General features: G+C 29.8%; 19 protein-coding genes and 4 tRNA genes. All 23 read left to right on the plus strand.

The features are described 5' to 3' along the window. The first annotated feature begins 16 nt into the window (after positions 1-16). Positions 17-595: an aminoacyl-tRNA hydrolase gene (gene pth, locus ACRDBA_RS02530; protein ID WP_438571370.1), complete on the plus strand. Its 579-nt coding sequence runs from the start codon at positions 17-19 to the stop codon at positions 593-595. Positions 596-614: 19 nt separating this feature from the next. Beyond that, positions 615-4,133 carry a transcription-repair coupling factor gene (gene mfd, locus ACRDBA_RS02535; protein WP_438571371.1) on the plus strand — a complete coding sequence of 1,173 codons (3,519 nt, stop codon included), beginning with the start codon at positions 615-617 and terminating at the stop codon, positions 4,131-4,133. A gap of 98 nt (positions 4,134-4,231) precedes the next feature. Beyond that, complete coding sequence (locus ACRDBA_RS02540; protein ID WP_438571372.1) at positions 4,232-5,209, plus strand: peptidylprolyl isomerase; 978 nt, start codon at positions 4,232-4,234, stop codon at positions 5,207-5,209. Positions 5,210-5,366: 157 nt separating this feature from the next. Further along, positions 5,367-5,915: a stage V sporulation protein T gene (gene spoVT, locus ACRDBA_RS02545; RefSeq protein WP_438571373.1), complete on the plus strand. Its 549-nt coding sequence runs from the start codon at positions 5,367-5,369 to the stop codon at positions 5,913-5,915. A gap of 102 nt (positions 5,916-6,017) precedes the next feature. Continuing rightward, a complete protein-coding gene (locus tag ACRDBA_RS02550; protein WP_438571374.1) occupies positions 6,018-7,556 on the plus strand; it encodes a putative polysaccharide biosynthesis protein in 1,539 nt (512 codons plus the stop codon). Between the two features lie 16 nt (positions 7,557-7,572). Continuing rightward, a complete protein-coding gene (gene mazG, locus ACRDBA_RS02555) occupies positions 7,573-9,033 on the plus strand; it encodes a nucleoside triphosphate pyrophosphohydrolase (protein WP_438571375.1) in 1,461 nt (486 codons plus the stop codon). Positions 9,034-9,257: 224 nt separating this feature from the next. Next, positions 9,258-9,533 (plus strand): HU family DNA-binding protein, encoded by a 276-nt coding sequence (locus tag ACRDBA_RS02560; RefSeq protein ID WP_438571376.1) that lies wholly within the window; start codon positions 9,258-9,260, stop codon positions 9,531-9,533. Between the two features lie 83 nt (positions 9,534-9,616). Beyond that, a complete protein-coding gene (locus ACRDBA_RS02565; RefSeq protein WP_438571377.1) occupies positions 9,617-9,877 on the plus strand; it encodes an RNA-binding S4 domain-containing protein in 261 nt (86 codons plus the stop codon). Positions 9,878-9,928: 51 nt separating this feature from the next. Further along, the gene (yabP, locus tag ACRDBA_RS02570; protein WP_438571378.1) at positions 9,929-10,222 is read left to right on the plus strand and encodes a sporulation protein YabP; all 294 of its coding nucleotides are present in this window, start codon (positions 9,929-9,931) and stop codon (positions 10,220-10,222) included. Between the two features lie 9 nt (positions 10,223-10,231). Next, a complete protein-coding gene (gene yabQ, locus ACRDBA_RS02575) occupies positions 10,232-10,648 on the plus strand; it encodes a spore cortex biosynthesis protein YabQ (protein ID WP_438571379.1) in 417 nt (138 codons plus the stop codon). Positions 10,649-10,713: 65 nt separating this feature from the next. After that, a complete protein-coding gene (locus tag ACRDBA_RS02580; protein WP_438571380.1) occupies positions 10,714-10,989 on the plus strand; it encodes an FtsB family cell division protein in 276 nt (91 codons plus the stop codon). A gap of 82 nt (positions 10,990-11,071) precedes the next feature. Then, positions 11,072-11,485 carry a S1 domain-containing RNA-binding protein gene (locus ACRDBA_RS02585; protein WP_438571381.1) on the plus strand — a complete coding sequence of 138 codons (414 nt, stop codon included), beginning with the start codon at positions 11,072-11,074 and terminating at the stop codon, positions 11,483-11,485. A gap of 207 nt (positions 11,486-11,692) precedes the next feature. Continuing rightward, positions 11,693-11,779: transfer RNA gene (locus tag ACRDBA_RS02590), tRNA-Leu, on the plus strand. A gap of 23 nt (positions 11,780-11,802) precedes the next feature. Beyond that, positions 11,803-11,878 (plus strand) — tRNA-Met (locus ACRDBA_RS02595). Between the two features lie 6 nt (positions 11,879-11,884). Then, positions 11,885-11,961: transfer RNA gene (locus ACRDBA_RS02600), tRNA-Met, on the plus strand. Positions 11,962-11,966: 5 nt separating this feature from the next. Continuing rightward, positions 11,967-12,053: transfer RNA gene (locus ACRDBA_RS02605), tRNA-Leu, on the plus strand. A 478-nt stretch (positions 12,054-12,531) separates the two neighbouring features. Then, on the plus strand, positions 12,532-14,919 hold the full coding sequence (gene spoIIE / locus ACRDBA_RS02610) for a stage II sporulation protein E (RefSeq protein WP_438571382.1): 2,388 nt from the start codon (positions 12,532-12,534) through the stop codon (positions 14,917-14,919). A 174-nt stretch (positions 14,920-15,093) separates the two neighbouring features. Then, complete coding sequence (gene tilS / locus ACRDBA_RS02615; RefSeq protein ID WP_438571383.1) at positions 15,094-16,488, plus strand: tRNA lysidine(34) synthetase TilS; 1,395 nt, start codon at positions 15,094-15,096, stop codon at positions 16,486-16,488. 4 nt (positions 16,489-16,492) lie between these two features. Continuing rightward, positions 16,493-17,029 (plus strand): hypoxanthine phosphoribosyltransferase, encoded by a 537-nt coding sequence (hpt, locus tag ACRDBA_RS02620; RefSeq protein WP_438571384.1) that lies wholly within the window; start codon positions 16,493-16,495, stop codon positions 17,027-17,029. Positions 17,030-17,067: 38 nt separating this feature from the next. Then, entirely contained in the window at positions 17,068-18,870 is a 1,803-nt protein-coding gene (ftsH, locus tag ACRDBA_RS02625) for an ATP-dependent zinc metalloprotease FtsH (RefSeq protein WP_438571385.1), read from the plus strand. 221 nt (positions 18,871-19,091) lie between these two features. Further along, on the plus strand, positions 19,092-20,762 hold the full coding sequence (locus tag ACRDBA_RS02630) for a formate--tetrahydrofolate ligase (protein WP_438571386.1): 1,671 nt from the start codon (positions 19,092-19,094) through the stop codon (positions 20,760-20,762). Between the two features lie 132 nt (positions 20,763-20,894). After that, positions 20,895-21,674 carry a type III pantothenate kinase gene (locus tag ACRDBA_RS02635; RefSeq protein WP_438571387.1) on the plus strand — a complete coding sequence of 260 codons (780 nt, stop codon included), beginning with the start codon at positions 20,895-20,897 and terminating at the stop codon, positions 21,672-21,674. Positions 21,675-21,680: 6 nt separating this feature from the next. After that, a complete protein-coding gene (gene dusB, locus ACRDBA_RS02640) occupies positions 21,681-22,655 on the plus strand; it encodes a tRNA dihydrouridine synthase DusB (protein ID WP_438571388.1) in 975 nt (324 codons plus the stop codon). Positions 22,656-22,780 lie beyond the last annotated feature (125 nt).

Genomic DNA, 22,780 nt, shown 5'->3' on the forward strand with positions numbered 1-22,780 from the left:
TAAAGGAGGAAAAGTTATGTTTTTAATAGTTGGACTAGGAAACCCAGGTAAAGAATATGAAAACACAAGACATAATATTGGATTTGAAGTAATAGACTATCTTGCAAATAAGTATAATATAGAATTAAATAGGATAAAATTTAAAGGTATATGTGGTGAAGGGTTTATAAAAAATCAAAAGGTAATATTATTAAAACCTACTACGTATATGAATTTAAGTGGGGAAAGTGTAAGAGAGGTAGTTAATTTTTATAAGTTATCAGAAGAGGAAGAGGTTGTTGTATTATATGATGATATAAGCCTTGAAGTTGGAAAACTTAGAATAAGAGAAAAGGGAAGTGCTGGAGGGCATAATGGAATAAAGAGCTTAATAGCACATCTTTCAACAGATAAATTCCCGAGAGTTAAAATAGGGGTAGGACAACCTAAAGGAGATTTAGTTTCTCATGTTTTAGGAAGATTTTCAAAGGAAGAAAATGAAATTTTAAAAGAAAGTATAGAAGCTTCAGCAGAAGCTGTTGAGATAATTATAAAAGAAAGCACTAAAGAAGCTATGAATAAGTTAAATGGATTTAAAGCATCAAAAAGTATATAGTTTAAGGAAGGTGTCGTTAATGAGATTAAGGGGGGTAATGGAACCATTACAAGATAGTTCGAAATTTAAAGAGATATTATCTTGTATGGAAGCAAAAAAATATCCCATAAATATAAATGGACTTTCAGAGTCTGGTAGAAGTTATGTTGTTTCTGGAATATATGATAGTGTAGATAATCCTATGGTTATATTAACTCATAGTGATATGGAAGCAAAGAGTTTATATGAAGACATGAGTTTTTATACAACTGATGTTTATTATTTTCCTACTAAAGATGTAGTATTTTATAATGTAGATGCTATTTCAGGTGATTTAAGATGGGCTAGATTAAAGGTAATAAAGGAAATTTTAGATAGTAGAAAGAAAATAATTGTTACATCAATTGATGCACTTGCTACAGTGTATACTCCAGTTGAGCTTTTTAAAGAGTATTCATATAAAATTTCAGTAGATGATGAGGTTAACTTTAAGGATTTATCAAAAAGGTTTTTAGAATGTGGATATGAGCGTGTTGAAATAGTGGAAGGAAAAGGTGAATTTTCTTTAAGAGGAGGGATACTAGATATATTCCCTCCTACTTCGACGTATCCATTTAGAGTTGAACTTTTTGGAGATCAAGTAGATTCAATAAGAACATTTAATACAGAATCACAAAGAAGTATAGAGAAGGTTGAATATTTTGATGTATTTCCAGCAAAGGAATTAATAATTAATGAGGATGCTTTAAGTAGGGCAAAGAATAAAATGTCTTTAGAGCTTAGCGAAATTAAGGTGAATTCAAGTAAGGAATCAAAAGAAAGAGTAGAAAAGCTAGTGGAAATAGTTAATAAAAATATTGAGAGTCTTACAGAGTCATTAACATTTGAAACTGCAGAGAGTTATCTTCCTTATTTTTATGAAAATGCAGCAGATTTTTTTGATTACTTAAATGGTTACGTTTTTATAGTAGATGATACAAAAAGATGTCAAGGCAAAATAGATAGCACTTATTATGAGTTTATGGAGGATTATGAATCCTTTTTACAAAGAGGAGGAATATTACCATCTCAAAATGAACTTTTAATAAATAAGGAAGTTTTAATAGAAAGATTAGAATCTAAAAATGTTATTACATTAGATACATTTTTAAGTAATAGAGATTTATTAAAGCCTTTTGTTAATATAGGATTAAATCAAATAACATTAAATAATTATCAAGGTCAATTAAATTTATTGTTAGATGAGATAAAGGATAAAAAATCAAAAGGATATAAAACTGTAATTTTATCAGGTACACGAAGCAGAGGAGAAAGGCTTGTAAGTACGTTAAGAGATGAGGGAATAGAAAGCTTTTATAAGGATAGTATAGATAATTTAAATTATGGTGAAGTTGCAATAACATTTGGTAATCTTTTAAAAGGTGTAGATTATCCAGATTTTAAGATATGCTTAATATCTGATAAAGAGGTATTTGGTGAAGCTAAAAGAAAAACAGTTAGAAAAGTATCTGCTAAAAAGAAAAAAGGTGTATCTAAGATAAAAAGCTTTACTGATTTAAAGCCAGGAGATTATGTAGTTCATGCAAGTCATGGAGTTGGTATTTATAAAGGAATTAAGCAAATAGAGGTAGCAGGGCATAAAAGAGATTATTTAGATATTGTATATGATAAGGGTGATAAGCTTTATGTTCCAGTAGATCAGTTAGATTTAGTTCAAAAATATATTGGTAGCGAAGGAAAAGCTATTAAAGTAAATAAGCTAGGTGGTACTGAATGGAGTAAAGCAAAGGCAAAAGTAAAGAAATCTATAAATGAAATTGCTCAAGATTTAGTAAAACTATATGCTACGAGATCAACGCTTAAGGGATATAAGTTTGGTAGTGATACAGAATGGCAACGTCAATTTGAAGATGAGTTTCCGTTTGAAGAAACTCCAGATCAATTAACATCTATAGAAGAAATAAAGAATGATATGGAATCAGATAAACCTATGGATAGGTTGATTTGTGGTGATGTTGGATATGGTAAAACAGAGGTGGCTATAAGAGCAGCATTTAAGGCTGTTATGGATGGCAAGCAAGTAGCATTTCTAGTTCCAACAACAATATTAGCAGAGCAACATTATAAAAATATGGTTAAAAGATTTTCAGATTTTCCAGTGAAAATAGATATGGTAAGTAGATTTAGAAGTGCAAAGGATCAAAAGGCAACACTTCAAGCTCTTAAAGAAGGAAATGTAGATATATTAATAGGAACTCATAGACTAGTATCAAAAGATATAGAATTTAAGGATTTAGGGTTATTAATAATAGATGAGGAGCAAAGATTTGGAGTTGCACAAAAGGAAAAAATAAAAGCATTAAAGAAAAACGTTGATGTATTAACTTTAAGTGCTACACCTATTCCAAGAACACTTCATATGTCATTAACAGGAGCGAGAGATATTTCGGTAATAGAAACTCCTCCAGAAGAAAGGTATCCAATACAAACTTATGTAGTAGAGCATAATGAACAGCTTATAAGAGATGCCATATTAAGAGAAGTTAATAGAGGTGGGCAAGTATATTATGTTTATAATAGAGTTGAAAGCATTCAAGGAATGGCAAATTATCTTCAGGAGTTAATTCCGGAATGTAAAGTAGGTATTATTCATGGGCAAATGACAGAAAGACAGCTAGAAAAAGAAATGATAAACTTTATGAATAAGGAATATGACATATTGGTATGTACAACTATAATAGAAACAGGAATAGATATACCAAATGTAAATACTATGATTATTCATGATTCCGATAAGATGGGATTATCACAGTTATACCAATTAAGAGGTAGAGTTGGTAGATCTAATAGAATAGCTTATGCATACTTTATTTACACAAAAGATAAGGTGTTAACAGAAGTTGCAGAAAAAAGATTAAAGGCATTAAAGGACTTTACTGAGTTGGGTTCTGGATTTAAAATTGCTATGCGTGACTTAGAAATAAGGGGAGCAGGTAATATGATGGGTTCAGCTCAACATGGGCATATGGCTTCAATAGGATATGATTTATATTGTAGAATGCTAGAGGATACAATAAAAATTATAAAGGGAGAAATAGAAAAAGAGCCTATCGAAACTACAGTAGATATAAAGGTCGATGCATATATACCAGGAACTTATATAGAAAATGAACTTCAAAAGATTGAAATATATAAAAAGATTGCAGCTATTGATGGTGAAGAGGATTATAATGAAATTAAGTTAGAGCTTGAAGATAGATATTCAGATATTCCTGATCCAGTATATAATTTAATGGATATTGCTTATATTAAAAGTAAGGCTAAAAGGCTATCTATAGAGGAAATTAAAGAAACTCCAAAAGAGGTTAGATTTAATTTTGCAGAAGGATTTAATGGAATAAATAATATCTATAAACAACTTTTAAATGGATATAAAGATAAGGTGTTTCTTATGTTTGGAGAAAAGCCATATTTCGCTATAAGAACTACTGAAATTAAAAAAGAAACAGCATTACATTTATATAAAGAAATTTTAAATGATTTAACAAAAAATATGTAAACATTTTAGTATTAAATTGAATAACTGACACAATATTGATATACTAATGGTGTATAATGGTATTGAACAAAATAAAAAAGAAAAGTGAGGGAACGGGTTTGAAAAAAATTAAAAAGGTATTAGCTACAGCAATGGTAGGAGCATTAGCTTTCTCTGTAGTGGGATGTAAGATGATTGAAAGAACGCCAGAATCAATTCAAAAAACGGTTCTAGCAAAGGTTGGGGATGAAAATATCACTAGAGGAGACATAGATAAGGAATTAAAACCTTATTTAGAGCAATTTGCAGCACAATATGGTGAAGATTTTGAAGAAATTCCAGAGTTAAAAGAACAATTAAAAATGCAAAGAGAGCAAATATTAGAAGCATTAGTTGATGAAAAACTTTTAGTTCAAAAAGCATATGAGTTAAATTTAGTACCAGAAGAAGCTGAGTTAGAAGCAGAAATTCAAACTAGAATAGAAGAAATGAAAACTGCTTACGGGACAGAAGAAAACTTTAAGAAAGCTTTAGATTCATATGGTTATACAGATGAAACATTTAAAGAGTTTATGAAAAATCAAGTTATTTCACAAAAAGCTGTTGAGTATATGCATAAGGATATAGCTGCAACAGATGATGAAATAAAAGAATATTATGAAAAGAATAAAGAAAGTTTTGGTGGAGCAAACGTTGCTCATATTTTAATAGAGGATGAAACAAAGGCTAAGGAAATAAGAGAAAGAGCAGCAAATGGTGAAGATTTTGCAACATTAGCTAAAGAATTCTCAGAAGATCCTGGTTCAAAAGATAAGGGTGGAGATTATGGATTTATTCCTTACAACTCAACTCAATATGTACAAGAATTTGTAGATGGATTTAAAAACTTAGGTGAAGGTGAAATATCACAACCAGTTAAAAGTGATTATGGATATCACATTATAAAGGCTACAGGAGTAGGAACTAAGTCATTAGAAGAGTCTAAAGAACAAATAAAAACAACTATTGAAAATGAAGAAAAGAACACAGTTTACGAAGAAACTATGACTAAGTGGAGAGAAGAAGCAAATGTAAAAACTTATGCAGATAAGTTATAATAAAAAACTCAGCGAAAGCTGGGTTTTTTTATTTACATAAGAAATAATATAATTTCTTATATTATATAAATTTTGGCTATATGTGTATAAAATTTCTAAGAAGTCAAATAATATTACTGCAACTAATTATTATTAATTAAGGAGGTAGCTCATAATAATGAAAGCAACAGGAATTGTTAGACGTATTGATGACTTAGGAAGAGTAGTAATACCAAAAGAAATAAGAAGAACTCTAAGAATCAGAGAAGGAGATCCTTTAGAGATATTTACAGATAGAGAAGGTGGAGTAATACTGAAGAAGTATTCACCAATAGGGGAGTTAACAGATTTCTCAAAGGAATATGCGGAAAGCTTACAACAAGCAATCGGACATATTATAGTAATTGCTGATAAAGATGCCTTTATATCTGCTAGTGGAGCTCCAAAAAAGGATTATATGGAAAGAAAGGTAAGCGCAGAGCTAGAAAAAATCATGGAAGATAGAAAAGCTACGCTAGTGACAGATGCCGCTAAAACTATTCCACTTCATAATGATGAAGAACAAGGTAAATATTCTAGTCAAGTTATTGCACCTATAATAGCAGAAGGAGATGCAATAGGAGCTGTGCTTATTTTATCAAAGCAAGCAGGTGAAAAGTTCTCAGAATTAGAGTTGAAATTAGCTGAAACAGCAGCATCATTTTTAGGAAAACAAATGGAACAATAGAATATTAAAAGATTAAAATAGGGTTATCAATAAAATAAAAGTAATAATACCTCTAAACTTAAAATAAACATTATTAGTACTAATAAAGTTTGGAGGTATTTTATGAAGAAACAAGGTTTGATGAAAGCAAGTTTAATCCTTGGAATAGCTGGCATATTGACTAGATTCTTGGGATTGTTTTTTAGATGGCCATTACTTATGTTAATAGGTGATGAAGGTGTTGGATATTATCAAATGTCATATCCGTTATATATGTTTTTTATAGCACTAGCATCAGGAGTTCCTATTGCAATGTCTAAAATGATTTCAGAGCGAAGAGCTAAAGGTGAGATTGAAGGAATATTTGAAATAGTAAAAGAATCTACATTGTTAATGCTTCTTCTAGGGACAGGCACTAGTGTGATTTTATTTTGTTTTGCTAAACCTATTATTAATTTTTTAAGGTGGGATAGTAAAGCATATTACTCTTTACTTGGAATATCATTTGCTCCCTTTGTAGTATCTATAATGACCATATACAGAGGCTTTTTTCAAGGATTAAAAAATATGACACCAACAGCTACTTCTCAAGTTTTAGAGCAAATTGGAAGAGTGATAATTGGAGTTGGACTAGCTGTGCTACTTTTACCTAAAGGTATAGAATATGCAGCAGGAGGGGCTGCGTTTGGAGCAGCAGCAGGAGGCGTTATTGGAGCAGCATATTTACATACTAAATATACTAAGGCTAAAAAGGAATTTGGTATTAAAAAAATTCGTACGAATAGCGCTATTCTTAATAAAATATTATTGACGGCTTTGCCTATATCAGTTGGAGCAGCAGCAGGTACAGTTATGAACTTAATAGATTCTATATTGGTACCTCAAAAGCTTTTAGAAGCTGGATTAACAGCACAGCAATCAACAGTACTATATTCGCAATTAACAGGTAAAGCTGCATTAATTACTAATATACCATTAACATTATCTATGGCAGTTGGTATATCATTAATACCAATGATAGCAGATAAGTTAAATAATCCTAGAGAAATGAATTCTAAGGTATCTTTATCACTTAAATTATCTTCTGTAATTGCACTGCCATGTACATTAGGTCTATTCTTTCTAGCAGATCCAATAATGAGGGTAATATTCCCAGGTAAGTTTGAAGGTATAGAAATACTAAAGTTTTCAGCTATAGCAATTCCCTTTATAATAATGACACAAACAACTACATCTATATTGCAAGCAACTAATCATGTATATAAACCAATAATAAATTTATTTATTGGATGCGCAGTTAAGGTAGTTCTTACATATGTATTAGTTCCGATTCCAGAAATTAATATATATGGTGCAGTTATAGCAAGTATTAGTGCATATATAGTGTCTATGGTCTTGAATTTAATATCAGTTAAGACTAAAATTAAAAATATAGCAAAAATAAATATTTATGAGGTATTAATAAAACCTTCAATGGCAGCATTATTAATGATAATTGGAGTAATGACAACATATATATATGTATCTACCAAAGTAGATAGCAATTCTATTATTTGTTTAACATCTATTTTTGTGGGAATGATTTTATATGGAGTAGGAATATTAATATTTAGAGTATTTAGAGTAGAGGATATTAAAGATACTATAATAAGAAATAGGTAAGTGAGGAGAGAATCTGATGATAAAAATAATAGGATTAGGACCAGGTGCACCAGAAGCATTAACTATAGGAACTATCAAAGCATTAGAAGAAAGTAAAAATATATATTTTAGGACGGAAAAGCATCCAACGGTAGATTATTTAGAGAGCAAAATAAGTGGATTTAAAACGTATGACCATTTTTATGAAGAAGGAAGTAGCTTTGATGAAGTTTATGAAAATATAGCACAAGATATTATTAAAAAATATAAGGATACAGAGGAACTTATATATGCTGTACCAGGGCATCCTTTAGTTGCAGAAAAATCTGTATTTAATTTAATAGAATTATGTGAGCAAAACAATATAGAATATAAATTATTACCAGCAGTAAGTTTTGTTGATGCAATGATGGATAGCTTAAAGATAGATCCTATAGAAGGACTAAAGATAATAGATGCATTTGATATGAAAAATCAAGTGTTAGATAAAAGAATAGGAACGATTATAACACAAGTATATAATCCTTTAATTGCATCAGAAGTAAAATTGCAATTATTAGACTTCTATAATGATGATACAGAAATATATTATGTAAGAGCAGCAGGAATAGAAGGTCAAGAAAGTGTAAGAAAAATACCTATATATGAATTAGATATGCAAGAGGACATAGATTATTTAACATCTGTATATATTCCTAAGGATTTAGATAATAAGAAAGACTTTAATGACTTGCTTCAAATAATAGATATTTTAAGAGGCGAGAATGGTTGTCCTTGGGATATAGAACAAACTCATGAAAGTATTAAAAATCAATTAGTAGAAGAGGCTTATGAAGTAGTAGATGCAATAAATAATGATGATATAGATGGTATTATTGAAGAATTAGGAGATGTGTTATTACACATTGTATTCCATGCTTCAATAGGAAAAGATGATGGATATTTCAATATAAGTGATATAGTTGAATCTATTTCTAATAAAATGATATATAGACATCCACATGTATTTTCAGATAAAAACGTTGATAGTAGCGATGAAGTAATCCAAAATTGGGATGAACTAAAAAAGAAAGAAAAGGATTTAGAAAGTACTACTGATGAATTAAATGCAGTAGCAAAATCATTACCTGCTTTAATAAGAGCAGATAAAGTTCAAAAGAAGGCTGCTAAGGTTGGATTTGACTGGGATGATGTTGATGGTGCATTTTTAAAGGTAAAAGAAGAATTAAATGAAATATTAGAGGTATATAAATCCAATAATAAGGAAAAAATAAAAGATGAGGTAGGAGACTTGTTCTTTGCTTGTGTTAATGTTGCTAGATTTTTAGGTGTAAATGAAGAAGAAGCCCTAAATGGCACAACAGAAAAGTTCATAAGAAGATTTTCATTTATAGAAGAAAATTCTAATAAAATGGGTAAAAGCTTAGCTGAAATGAGCTTAGAGGAAATGGATGAATTATGGAACCAAGCTAAAAAATACGAAAAATCAACAAAATAATATTCAAAAGAAGGAATTTCATTTTTTATGAAGAATATTATATACTAATCTTTACTATACCTACATAATAATATTCTAATATATAGTGCTTATAACAAATAATTCATAATCCTATGGACTACTTTGGAAAGAGACTATATAATAAGAAGATGTAGTTATAGTACATATATATAGAAACAGTTAACTACTAAATATATAACTGGTTATTTAAGGAGGATTTAATTGTGAATAAAGCAGAATTAATCACTAGTATGTCAGAAAAAAGCAAATTAACTAAGAAGGATGCAGAGGCAGCTTTAAAAGCATTTATTGAAAGCGTAGAAGAGGCTTTAGAAAATGGGGATAAAGTTCAATTAGTTGGATTTGGAACTTTCGAAACAAGAGAAAGAGCAGCTAGAGAAGGAAGAAACCCAAGAACAAAAGAAACTATAAGTATTCCTGCTTCAACTGTTCCAGTATTTAAAGCTGGTAAAGAATTCAAAGAAAAAGTTAATAAGTAATATATAGAAACCCGAGTTACCTCGGGTTTTTTTGATAAAATATATTATAAATTTGGCTACTATAATGTATGGAGGATTTAATAATGAGATTAGATAAGTATTTAAAGGTTTCAAGAATTATAAAAAGAAGAACAGTTGCAAAAGAAGCATGTGAAGGTGGAAGAGTAGCTATAAATGATAAAATAGCAAAACCATCAACAGTTATTAAAGAAGGCGATGTAATAGAAATTACTTTTGCTAATAGAAAATTAAAAGCTAAAATAGTAAATATAGCTGAACATGTTAAAAAAGAAAATGCAAAACAGATGTATGAGATTTTAGAAGGTGAAGAAGATAAAGAATAAAAATAGAATTCTAGTCATATATTTTTATAAAGAATATATGGAGGAGATTCTATGGAAAGAAATATTGAAAGTAAAATGTCAGATGGTAGAGGTAATATAGTCTTAGAAGATAGAAAAAGATTATCTTTAACAGGAGTTGAAGAAGTTATTAGCTTTGATGATGAAAAAATTTTATTAAATACTAGTCTAGGAGCTTTAACTATAAAGGGATCTGAGTTAAAGATGAATAAATTAGATGTACAAAATGGTGATGTAATAATTGTTGGGCATATATCATCAATGGTTTATAGTGGCAAGGAAGTAAAAAAAGAAAAAGAAAATATAATTACTAAGTTATTTAAATAGAGTATGTAAATGCCGTTAAATATATTAGTTCAAGTAGATATAGTAGTTTATGCTATTTTAGCAGGATTACTTACAGGAATAATATTTGATTTATATAGAATAATAAGAGGGGTTAAATTACCTAAAGTAATATTGATATTTGAAGACATCTTATTTTGGATTTTAACCGCACTTATAGTTTTTACTTTCTTGTTATATACTAACTATGCATTTTTAGGTCCATACGTATATGCATTTATGGTAGTGTCACTAATTATATATATTAAGTTTATAAGTCCAACAGTTTTCAAATTTGAAAAAAGGCTTTTTATTGCAGGAGGAAAGGTCACAAGGCTTTTATTTAAAAATGCAATATATCCTTTTAAGGTAATATATTCTGATATTTCGGGGAAAAACAATTCTAAAACTAGGAACATAAAAAAATAACTTGAATAAAATATGTAGAGTGTTTAAAATATAATTATAGAATATATTTGAAGAGGTTAATATCAATGAAAAAGCGATTATCTCTTAAAAACGTAATTATAATTTTACTTTTTGCGGTTTTTATATTAAGTTATATTAGACAAGGACTTACAATGAAAAGAATTCAAGCTGATATTGAGTCAAATCAAAATCAATTAGAAGAACTAAAAGATAAAAATACTAGATTAGAAGCAGAATTAAAAAAAGCTGAGTCTGATGAATACCTTGAAAAGCTTGCGAGAGAAAGACTAGGTATGGTTAAGGATGGAGAGCAAGTTGTAAATCCTAAAAAGCAAAATTAAAGAATATGTTTTAAAATTATAGAAAAAAGGTTATTATTATAATAACATACATTATTTAATTTTAAGGAGGAGTCTTTGTAACATGACCTTAATGGCAGGAAACATATTAGAAGGTACAGTGGTTAATATCACAAGTTTTGGAGCTTTTGTAGAGATCGAGGGAAAAACAGGTTTAGTTCATATTTCAGAAGTAGCAGACTCGTTTGTAAAAGATATTAGACAACATCTTAATGAACAAGATAAAGTTAAGGTAAAAGTAATATCAATTGATGACAATGGAAAAATTAGCTTATCAATTAAACAAGCAAATGTAAAAAAGAAATCAGTTAAGCCGGTTGAGATAGATTGGTCTACAGAAACTAAAAAAGGCACTAGCAATCCAAATGGGAATTTTGAAGATATAATGTCAAGATTCTTAAAAGATAGTGAAGAAAGAATGCAAGATGTTAAAAAGAATCAAGACTTCAAATCTAAAAGTGGTAGAAGAGGAGTTTAATTCTTAGTAAAATTAGAGAAATAAATAGATAAAATATTGAAAGACTTTAGTAAAAAAACTAAAGTCTTTTTTTATGAATATGCTCTAAAGCCAGTAAACAAGCTGTTTGTGAGGGTTATAAAAAAATACAAAAAAATAGTTGACACTATAAATAATATGATATATAATTAATCTTGTCGCTGAGAGGTGACAGACGAAAACTAATACGCTGGGGTGGCGGAACTGGCAGACGCACAGGACTTAAAATCCTGCGGTAGAGATACCGTACCGGTTCGATTCCGGTCCTCAGCACCAAGTTAAATTCAACTTTTAAATATCGCGGGGTGGAGCAGTTGGCAGCTCGTCGGGCTCATAACCCGAAGGTCGTAGGTTCAAGTCCTGCCCCCGCAACCATAATATGGCGGAATAGCTCAGCTGGCTAGAGCACTCGGTTCATACCCGAGGTGTCGTAGGTTCAAGTCCTATTTCCGCTACCATATACGCTGGGGTGGCGGAACTGGCAGACGCACAGGACTTAAAATCCTGCGGTAGAGATACCGTACCGGTTCGATTCCGGTCCTCAGCACCAAGACTTAAACTATAGTTTAAGTCTTTTTTTGTTTTGATTAGCAATTTTAAAATAGTTATTATTAATTGATAGCTATTGTAAGTAGAAATAGAAAAGTTAATTTTAAAAGCTAAAAGATAAGAGAGATCTATCTTTTGGCTTTTTTTATTTTAGCAAAAAAGTTAGTATTTTGTTTATAAGAAATAAATAGTTCTTCAAAAACATATTAATAGTGACAAAAAATATATTTTGAAAAGAAATTGAAAAAGGCTTAAAATTCAATAGATTTAATGTATTTATGGATTAAATGTTGATAAATCTAATGATAACATTGAGTTTTGTGAATTAATAAATTTATTTTAATTTATACTTTAACTTAGAATAAAGAAGATAATTGTCCTACGAAAAAGGTAATACATAGCATTATATGACATATATCTTTAGGTGATGGTGATATAATTTAAATTACAAATTATGGAAACTAAGGGGAGGGGAGTATATGCAATATGGATTAGATGTTTCAACTTATAAAAGAGTTGATAGTAAAAAGAAGAAGGAAGGCGTTAAACTACAGCATATATACAGTAAACTTATAATTATAGGATTAACATCTTTATTATTAAGTAGAGTGGTTTTGTTTATGACGCCAGGTATGGGAATTGCTCCGTTTGGACTAGCTTATATATTAGCAGTTAGCAATAGGAGCAGTGTTAAAGAAATTATTGTATCTATGATTGGAATTATTATGGGATACTTATCTATTTATAATGTGGTAGAAGGAGCTTTTGTATATGTAATATCTACTGTTGTAATAGCTAGTTATTCAATAATAAGAAATAAAATTAGCGATAATAAGAAAGAAGGATTTGGGTTTGCTTTAATTTTTGCTGTGTTTATAGCATATAGCTTATTGTCGAGCAAACAACCAGTAGGAGTTAATATTACATTTTCATTAATAAAAGTAATATCTATAGTTCCGGTTTATTATATTTTAAAATATGCTATTAAATGTATTGAAGAGATTAAAGCAAATTATTTTTTCTCTACGGAAGAATTAATAAGCATAGCTATATTAATATGTTTACTGGTAGCTGGGATTGGGGATGTATCTGTAGTAGGAATATCTATAAGGAACATAGTAGCCTTAACTGTAGTAATTTCCATAGCTTATGTAGGTGGGAGTGGGTTAGGTGCAGCCGTAGGTGTTACTATGGGTTTTATTATAGGAATAACTTATAATGACGTTATGCTTTTAATAGGATTATATAGTATTTGTGGTTTGATAGTTGGTGTTTTTAAAGACACAGGTAGAATTTTTTCTGTTATATCATATATAGTAATATTCTTTATTGTTACAATGTATTCTGAAAGCTTTAGTATTAATGGTGCTATAGAATCAATAATAGCAGCAGGAGGATTATTAATACTTCCTAAAAGTTTATTAAATAAGGCGACACAAGAAATAAATCAAGAAAAAAAGGCTGAAATAATAAGCGATGTTCATCTTCAAGGAATAAAGGGTGAGTTTGTTGATAGATTAGATTCATTAAAGGGTGTTTTAGGAAGTTTATCAGTATCGATTTCTAATTTAACAGAAAATGATAAGCTTTTATTAAGTAATAAGGGAACTGCTTTAGTTGAAAGCTTAGCAGATAGAGTTTGTTATAATTGTGAAATGAAAGGGCGTTGTTGGGATAGAAATTTACACAATACATTTAATTCTTTTTCGGATCTTATAAGTAGTGGGGAAAATAATAATATAATACTTCCTGCAGATTTAGAAAAAAGATGTGTAAAAACTTCTAATTTACTAAGAAGTGCTCAAGAGCTTATAAATAATTATGCTGTTAATGAAGCATTAAAAACTAGATTGTCAGAAGGCAGGAATTTAATATCAAATCATATAAATAATATGGCAGTAACTATGGGGGAAATAGTTAGAGATTTTAATAAAGATATATCTGTATGTACTGATATAGATAAATTATTAAGAAAGGCATTGAATAAAAGTAAAATAGAATATAGAGATGTATTTTGTTATTTAGATAGAAAGGGAAGATTAAAGATAAAAGTATCGCTTTCAAATTGCGAAGGATCAAATTACTGTTCAAAAAATGTTTTGCCTATAATTAGTTCATTAGTTAAAATTCCAGTGTCTATAGGCTGTGAGGGATGTAAAATAAATCCTGACAGTGGAGATTGTTCTATAGTAATTGAGGAAACACCAAAGTTTCATGTAACTACGTACACATCAAGTAGCGTAAAGGATGGAGAAAAATTTGCTGGAGATAGCTATAGCTTTGGTAAAAATGAAGATGGAACATACTTAACTATGGTAAGTGATGGTATGGGTTCAGGCCCTGAAGCTGGTGTTGAAAGTAAGGTTGCTGTAGATTTAGTGGATAAGTTTATAGGAGCTGGATTTAGCAATAAAACAGCAATAAACACTGTAAATTCAATAATGGGTATGAAGTTTAGTGAGGACGAAAAATTCACTACATTAGATTTAAGTGTAATTGATTTATATACAGGGGAAACTGAATTTATAAAAATTGGAGGTGTGGCAAGCTTTATTAAAAGAGGAGAAGAAATAGAGGTAATAAAGTCAGAAAGTTTACCTTTTGGTATTTTAGATAATGTGGATGTTAATATTGAAAAAAGAAGATTAAGGCATGGAGATATAATTGTCACCATAACTGATGGAGTCTTAGATATTGATAAAAATAATGTTGGAAGTTTTGAGTGGCTAGAAGAATATTTAAGATATGCAGATACAAATCCAGATGCATTATCAAGAGATATATTAGAAAGGGCTAAATCTTTAAGTGGTGGAAGAACTCTTGATGATATGACTGTATTAATATCTAAAATATATTCTGTTTATTAGGTTATAATTAAAGAGGTGAGATTGATATAAAGTTAAAAATCTCATCTCTTTTAACGTTAAATACTCTAATAATAATTGAATTTTTATTATTAATTATAAATATTTACATCTTTAACTGTTAAGGGTATTATATTATATTATATATTAAAATATTTATGAATTAGGAGTAGACGAGTGATAAATAAGGTAAAGCACTTTATAATAAAAAATAGTCTATTAAATAAAGGTGATAAAGTATTAGTAGCTTTATCTGGAGGACCGGATTCTGTATGTCTTTTACATTGTTTGCATATGCTAAAAGGTGAATTTAACTTGGAGATAGGAGCAGCACATGTAAATCATATGCTAAGAGGTAACGAAGCAATAAATGATGAAGAATATGTTAAAGAGCTTTGTGGAAAATTAGGTGTACAGTGCTATATAGAGAGAATAGATATAGACAGGATATCTAAGGAAAAAGGTATATCTCATGAAATGGCAGGTAGAGAGGAAAGGTATTCTTTCTTTGAAGGGCTGAAGAAAAAACATGGATATACTAAAGTAGCAATAGCACATAATGCTAATGATCAGGCTGAAACTGTCATTATGAGAATGATGAGAGGAACAGGATTAGATGGGTTATGTGGAATTAGAGTAAAAAGAGAGGGCGATATAATAAGACCTATTTTATCTTTAAAAAGAAATGAAATAGAGAAATATTGTTCTTCAAATAATTTAAATCCACAAATAGATAAGAGTAATCTAGAAAAGGTTTATAGTAGAAATAAGGTTAGATTAGATATACTTCCGTATATGCAAGAAAACTTTAATGAAGATATAATAAATGCTATAAATAGAATGGCTAGCATACTTCAAAAAGATAACGAGTATATGGATCAGGAAAGTGATAAGATTTATAAAAAATATTGTACTAATATAAGTGATGATTTATGTATTAATAATGAATTATTTAATTTAAATGAAGCTATAGTTAGTAGAGTGGTAAAAAAGGCCTTTATAAAATATTCTAATATTCATAATAACTTTGAGATGAAGCATATATATGATGTAATAGAATTAAGAGGCTTAGGTACAAACAAAAAGATAAATTTACCTAATGGAATAATAGCCGAAAATATATATGGAGATATATATTTAAGAAAACGAATATCTTCTTTAAAAATTAACAATAACAAAGATATAGCAGTGGTTAAGGATGAAATAGAAAAATCTATTATTAGCTTTGGGGAGTATAGAATCGCCTTTGATGTTTTAAGTAATAAAAATAATATAGAATTTTCCAATAATCCCTTAATAAAATATTTCGATTATGATAATATAAAAGAAGGGCTATCTATTAGAAATAGAAAAGATGGAGATAAGATTAGATTACTTGGAATGAAGGGGACGAAGAAATTAAAGGATATATTTATTGATTTAAAGATTCCAAGAGAAAAAAGAGATTATATTCCTATTTTATGCTTCGATAATAGTATAGTGTGGATAATTGGACATAAAGTATCAGAAGATTTTAAAGTTACTAAAAAAACAAAAAAAATTTTAAAAATTACTTTTTCTAGAGAGGGATAGGCGAATGATAGGAGATATTAAAGACATATTATTAAGTGAAGAAAAGATATTAAACAAGGTAAAAGAATTAGCAGGAAGAATAAGTGAAGACTATAAGGGAAAAGATTTATTAGTAGTAGGAATTCTTAAAGGGTCTGTTATTGTTGCATCAGATTTAATAAAAAACATTACAATACCGTGTGCTATTGACTTTATGGCAGTTTCTAGTTATGGTAGTTCAACTGAAACTTCAGGAGTAGTAAGAATACTAAAAGATTTAGATCATGGAGTTGAAGGAAAGGATATTATAATAGTAGAAGATATAATAGATAGTGGAGTTACATTAGATTATTTATTAAAATACTTAAAAGCTAGAAAAGCTAATAGTATTGAAATTGTAACCTTACTAAGCAAGCCTGCAAGAAGAAAGGTTGAAATAGATGTTAAGTATTGCGGATTTGAAGTTCCAGACGAATTCTTAGTAGGTTATGGATTAGATTTTGCAGAAAAGTATAGAAACTTACCTTTTATAGGAATATTAAAAGAAGAAGTTTATAAATAATAAGAAAAATAAAAAAGTAAAAGAGAGGGGGGCCTTGGATGAAAAAATATTCAAGCGCATCTGTGTGGATATTTGCCATAATTGTATTATTCTTATCGGCAACGTTATTGTGGAATGGTGGAAAAATGGCAGATGAAATAGCTTATAGCGATTTTCAGCAAAAATGGGTTAGTGATCAAGTTGATAATGTAGTAGTACAAAGAGATAAGATGATCATTACTGGTAAAACAAGAGATGGTAAACAGTTTACAACATATGCACCAAGTGAGATGTTACAGCTATTAATGGCTCAAAACCCTAAAGATAATGTGAGGGTAGATTTTAAACCACCTTCAAATAGTAGCATATGGATAAGTATAATACCTAGTTTAATGCTACTAGTATTAGTTTTAGTATTCTTCTTTATGATGAGTCAGCAATCACAAGGTGGAGGCGGCGGTAGAGGTGTAATGAGCTTTGGTAAGAGCAGAGCTAAAGTAATGCCTCCTGATGCAAAAAGAGTAACTTTTGATGATGTTGCTGGAGCTGATGAAGAAAAGCAGGAGTTAGAAGAAATAGTTGATTTCTTAAAACAACCATCAAGATATACTGAAATGGGTGCAAGAATTCCTAAAGGTGTATTATTAGTTGGACCTCCTGGAACAGGGAAAACTTTACTTGCTAGAGCTATAGCAGGAGAAGCTGGAGTTCCGTTTTATAGTATATCAGGATCAGATTTCGTAGAAATGTTTGTTGGGGTTGGAGCTTCAAGAGTTAGAGACTTATTTGAGCAAGCTAAGAAAAGTGCTCCTTCATTAATATTCATAGATGAGATAGACGCTGTTGGTAGACAAAGAGGTGCTGGTTTAGGTGGAGGACATGATGAAAGAGAACAAACATTAAATCAGTTACTAGTTGAAATGGATGGTTTTGGAGCTAATGAAGGAATAATAATGATAGCAGCTACAAATAGACCAGATATTTTAGATCCAGCTCTTTTAAGACCAGGTAGATTTGATAGACAAATAGTTGTTGGAGCACCTGATGTTAAGGGAAGAAAAGAAGTTTTACTAGTTCATACTAAGAAAAAACCACTTGGTGAAGATGTTGATTTAACAGTTTTATCAAAGAGAACACCAGGATTTAGTGGTGCAGACTTAGAGAACTTAGCTAATGAAGCAGCTTTATTAGCTGTTAGAAAAGATAAAAAGAAAATTGGAATGGAAGAGTTTGAGGAAGCTATTACTAGAGTTATAGCAGGACCAGAAAAGAAGAGCAGAGCGATAAGTGAGCATGATAGAAAGTTAACTGCTTATCATGAAGCAGGTCACGCTGTTGTAATGCGTCTATTAGAACATTCAGATCCAGTACATGAAATAAGCATTATACCAAGAGGTATGGCTGGTGGATATACAATGCATTTACCAAGAGAAGACAGATCATATACATCAAAAGAAAAACTAAGAGATGATATGGTTGGACTTTTAGGTGGTAGAGTTGCAGAAAAATTAGTTTTATCAGACATAAGTACGGGAGCTAAAAATGATATTGATAGGGCTAGTGCAATAGCTAGAGCTATGGTAATGGATTATGGAATGAGTGATAGATTAGGAACTATTTCTTATGGAACTGATAACAATGAAGTGTTCTTAGGCAGAGACTTAGGTAGAGGCAGAAACTTTAGTGAAGAAGTAGGAGCTGAAATTGATAAAGAAGTAAAGAGATTTATTGATGAAGCTTATGATAGAGCAGAAAAGTTAATAAAAGAAAACATGAGTAAGCTTGAAGCAGTAGCAGAAGCTTTACTAGAAAAAGAAAAAATAGACGGAGAAGAATTTGTAAAAATCTTTGATGTTAGTTAAAAAGAGTAGCCTGTAGGGCTACTTTTTTTATTTATATATTCAAGAACAATATACGAATTATTGATTTTTAATACAATTAAAAATAAGTCAAAAACAGTGAAAATACGAATTTTTAGACTTTAATATAAATAAATATTCGATATGTGTATTTAAAAGTATAAATTATAATGGTATAATTTATAGTATATATAATAGAAAATAACGAAAAGGGGTATTAAATAATGAAAAGTGATATTCAAATAGCTCAAGAATCAAAAATGGAACCTATAGTAAATATAGCAAAAAATTTAGATATAAATGATGATCATATAGAACAGTATGGTAAATATAAATGTAAGTTATCATTAGATATTTTAGAAGAGAATAAGGAAAAAGAAAATGGGAAGTTAGTATTAGTAACAGCAATAAATCCTACACCAGCAGGAGAAGGTAAATCTACTGTAACAGTTGGCTTAGGTCAAGCATTATGTAAAATGAATAAAAAAGCAATTATAGCTTTAAGAGAGCCTTCATTAGGACCTGTATTTGGCATAAAAGGTGGTGCTGCTGGAGGTGGATATTCACAAGTTGTACCAATGGAAGATATAAATTTACATTTTACTGGTGATATGCATGCGATTACTTCAGCAAATAACTTATTAGCAGCAGCTATAGATAACCATATACATCAAGGAAATGTTTTAAATATAGACTCAAGAAGAATTGTATTTAAAAGAGTTATGGATATGAATGATAGAGCTCTTAGAAGTATAGTTGTTGGGATGGGTGGAAAAATAAATGGATTCTTAAGAGAAGATGGATTTATGATAACAGTAGCTTCAGAAATAATGGCTATTTTATGTTTAGCTAATAGCTTAAGTGACTTAAAAGAAAGAATGGGAAATATATTAATAGCTTATGATTTAGAAGGTAATCCAGTTTATGCAAAACAACTAGAGATTCAAGGAGCTATGGCTTTATTAATGAAGGATGCAATAAAGCCTAATTTAGTTCAAACATTAGAAAATACTCCTGCGATAATACATGGTGGGCCTTTTGCTAATATAGCGCATGGTTGTAATTCAATAATAGCAACAAAAATGGCTTTAAAGCTTGGGGATATAGTAGTAACAGAAGGTGGATTTGGAGCAGACTTAGGAGCTGAAAAATTCTTAAATATTAAATGTAGATATGGGAAATTAAATCCGGATTGTGTAGTTATAGTAGCTACAATAAGAGCTTTAAAGCACCATGGAGGAGCTAAAAAAGATGAATTAAATATTCCTAGTGTAGATACTTTAAAGAAGGGAATAGTAAATTTAGAAAAACAAATAGAAAATATTAAAAAGTTTAATGTACCTACTGTAGTTGCTATAAATAGATTCTTAACAGACAGTGATGAGGAAATTCAATTTATAAAAGATTTCTGTAATAGCATTGGAGTTAAGGTTGCTTTATCAGATGTATGGGCAAATGGTGGAGAAGGTGGACTAGAGTTAGGTAAAGTAGTAGTAGATACTTTAGAAAATGAAAAATCAAACTTTAAAACTATTTATGATGAGAATGAAAGTATAGAAAAGAAAATCAATATTATTGCTAGGGAAATATATGGGGCAAAAGGTGTTAACTTTACACCTGCTGCTAAAAAGCAAATTGCTGATTTAGAGAAGTTTGGATTAGATAAGCTACCGGTATGTATGGCTAAAACTCAATATTCATTATCAGACAACCCTATGCTTTTAGGAAGACCAGAAGGGTTTGATATAACAGTAAGAGAAGTAAAGGTTTCTAATGGTGCAGGATTTATAGTTGCGTTAAATGGAGATGTAATGACTATGCCAGGTTTACCTAAGATTCCTGCCGCAAATAGAATGGATATATTAGAAAATGGAGAAATACTAGGTTTATTCTAAAAAATGGAATTTACAGCACTTGACAAATACTGTGTAATTGTTAAAATTAAATTGTTATTTTATGAGTATAATTACTGAAAATAAAGGCAGCTTTACAAAGCTGCTTTTAATTGTATTAAGGGTGGTGCTTTTATGATTTTATTGGTAGATGTAGGGAATACTAACATAGTATTGGGAGTATATAGGGGAACTGAAAATATTGCAAGTTGGAGAATTTCAACAGATGCAAAAAAGACTTCAGACGAATATTCAATACAAGTAATGCAACTATTTACACAAAGTGAACTAAATCCTAAAGAAGTTGAAGGAATAATTATTTCCTCAGTGGTACCAAATATTATGCATTCTTTAGAAAATATGATAAGAAAAAGTTTTGGAATTAACCCTTTAGTTGTAGGGCCTGGAATCAAAACTGGAATAAATATTAAATATGATAATCCAAAAGAAGTTGGCGCAGATAGAATAGTAAATGCTGTAGCAGCTCATGATATGTATAAAAAAGATATGATATTAATAGATTTTGGAACAGCAACTACATTTTGTGCTGTAACTAAAGATGCTAATTATCTTGGGGGATGTATAGTTCCGGGAGTAAGAATATCATCAGATGCATTATTTGATAGAGCAGCAAAGCTACCAAGAGTAGAATTAGAAGTGCCAAAAAATATAATATGTAAGAATACGATAACAAGTATGCAAGCGGGAATACTTTATGGATATATAGGGCAGGTTGAATATATAGTTAAGAAAACTAAGAAGGAAATGATGGAGCTTGGTTCAGATGAACCTTTAGTAATAGCAACTGGAGGGTTAGCAAATTTAATAGCTAATGAAACAGATGTTATTGATAAGGTAGATTCTAGTTTAACATTAGAGGGGTTAAGAATAATATACGAAAAGAATAAGGAGTAGTATAATATGAAAATTAAAAACCTAGAATTTAAAAATAATGTTTTTCTAGCACCAATGGCAGGAGTTACAGATATATCTTTTAGAGGATTATGTAAAGAAATGGGTTGTGGACTTGTTTATACTGAAATGGTTAGTGCAAAAGCATTACACTATGGAAGTGAAAATACACAAACTCTTCTTAGAATAGCCGATGAAGAAATGCCTGTAGCAGCTCAAATATTTGGTAATGATCCAGAAATAATGGCAGAGGTAGTTAAAAGACATTTTAATGAAAGAGAAGATATTTGTATTTTAGATATAAATATGGGATGTCCAGCACCGAAGATAACTAAAAATGGTGAAGGCTCTGCTTTAATGAAGGATCCGGAGCTAGCGGCAAGAATAGTCCAAAGTGTAAAAGCAGCTTCTACAAAGCCTGTAACTGTTAAGTTCAGAAAAGGTTGGGATGAAGATAATGTTAATGCTGTAGAATTTGCTAAAAGATTAGAGCAAGCAGGTGTTGATGCTATTGCAATTCATGGTAGAACTAAAAAGCAGATGTATGAAGGTAAAGCTGATTGGGATATTATAGCTAAGATAAAAAATTCAGTTGATATTCCTGTAATTGGGAATGGAGATGTATTTACACCAGATGATGCTTTAAGATTAAAGGAACATACTAATTGTGATGCTATAATGGTGGCAAGAGGTAGTATGGGAAATCCGTGGATTTTCAAACAAGTTGAAAGAAAGTTAAACGGTGAAGAGATTTTAGAGGTAACAGCATTAGATAAAATAGATATGTGTCTTAGACATTATGATTTAGCAATAAAATATGATGGAGAGCATAAAGCTGTTAGAGAAATGAGAAAACATGCATCATGGTATTTAAAAGGTTTACCAAAAAGTAGTGAATTAAGAAACAAAATGAACACTATGGAAAGTAGTTTTGAGGTAAAGGAAATTTTAAATCAATATAAAAATGAGTTCATTATTGATTAGAAAAGTTAAAGTAAGAGAATAAATATAGTAAAAACGGTAAATACATATATAAGTCACTAAACTAAGACATATAATAGGTATAACCGTTTAACTTTGTTGACATATTAAACTTACTGATTTATAAT

The organism is Clostridium sp., from assembly GCF_051654825.1.
GTDB lineage: Bacteria > Bacillota > Clostridia > Clostridiales > Clostridiaceae > Clostridium.

What these genes read in the sequence shown, in the direction of transcription:
- yabQ (WP_438571379.1), top strand. Translation starts at nt 10,232, where the DNA reads ATGCCGTTAAATATATTAGTTCAAGTAGATATAGTAGTTTATGCTATT.
- ACRDBA_RS02635 (WP_438571387.1), top strand. Translation starts at nt 20,895, where the DNA reads ATGATTTTATTGGTAGATGTAGGGAATACTAACATAGTATTGGGAGTA.
- pth (WP_438571370.1), top strand. Translation starts at nt 17, where the DNA reads ATGTTTTTAATAGTTGGACTAGGAAACCCAGGTAAAGAATATGAAAAC.
- ftsH (WP_438571385.1), top strand. Translation starts at nt 17,068, where the DNA reads ATGAAAAAATATTCAAGCGCATCTGTGTGGATATTTGCCATAATTGTA.
- mazG (WP_438571375.1), top strand. Translation starts at nt 7,573, where the DNA reads ATGATAAAAATAATAGGATTAGGACCAGGTGCACCAGAAGCATTAACT.
- yabP (WP_438571378.1), top strand. Translation starts at nt 9,929, where the DNA reads ATGGAAAGAAATATTGAAAGTAAAATGTCAGATGGTAGAGGTAATATA.
- hpt (WP_438571384.1), top strand. Translation starts at nt 16,493, where the DNA reads ATGATAGGAGATATTAAAGACATATTATTAAGTGAAGAAAAGATATTA.
- ACRDBA_RS02630 (WP_438571386.1), top strand. Translation starts at nt 19,092, where the DNA reads ATGAAAAGTGATATTCAAATAGCTCAAGAATCAAAAATGGAACCTATA.
- dusB (WP_438571388.1), top strand. Translation starts at nt 21,681, where the DNA reads ATGAAAATTAAAAACCTAGAATTTAAAAATAATGTTTTTCTAGCACCA.
- mfd (WP_438571371.1), top strand. Translation starts at nt 615, where the DNA reads ATGAGATTAAGGGGGGTAATGGAACCATTACAAGATAGTTCGAAATTT.
- ACRDBA_RS02580 (WP_438571380.1), top strand. Translation starts at nt 10,714, where the DNA reads ATGAAAAAGCGATTATCTCTTAAAAACGTAATTATAATTTTACTTTTT.
- ACRDBA_RS02565 (WP_438571377.1), top strand. Translation starts at nt 9,617, where the DNA reads ATGAGATTAGATAAGTATTTAAAGGTTTCAAGAATTATAAAAAGAAGA.
- spoVT (WP_438571373.1), top strand. Translation starts at nt 5,367, where the DNA reads ATGAAAGCAACAGGAATTGTTAGACGTATTGATGACTTAGGAAGAGTA.
- ACRDBA_RS02550 (WP_438571374.1), top strand. Translation starts at nt 6,018, where the DNA reads ATGAAGAAACAAGGTTTGATGAAAGCAAGTTTAATCCTTGGAATAGCT.
- ACRDBA_RS02585 (WP_438571381.1), top strand. Translation starts at nt 11,072, where the DNA reads ATGACCTTAATGGCAGGAAACATATTAGAAGGTACAGTGGTTAATATC.
- spoIIE (WP_438571382.1), top strand. Translation starts at nt 12,532, where the DNA reads ATGCAATATGGATTAGATGTTTCAACTTATAAAAGAGTTGATAGTAAA.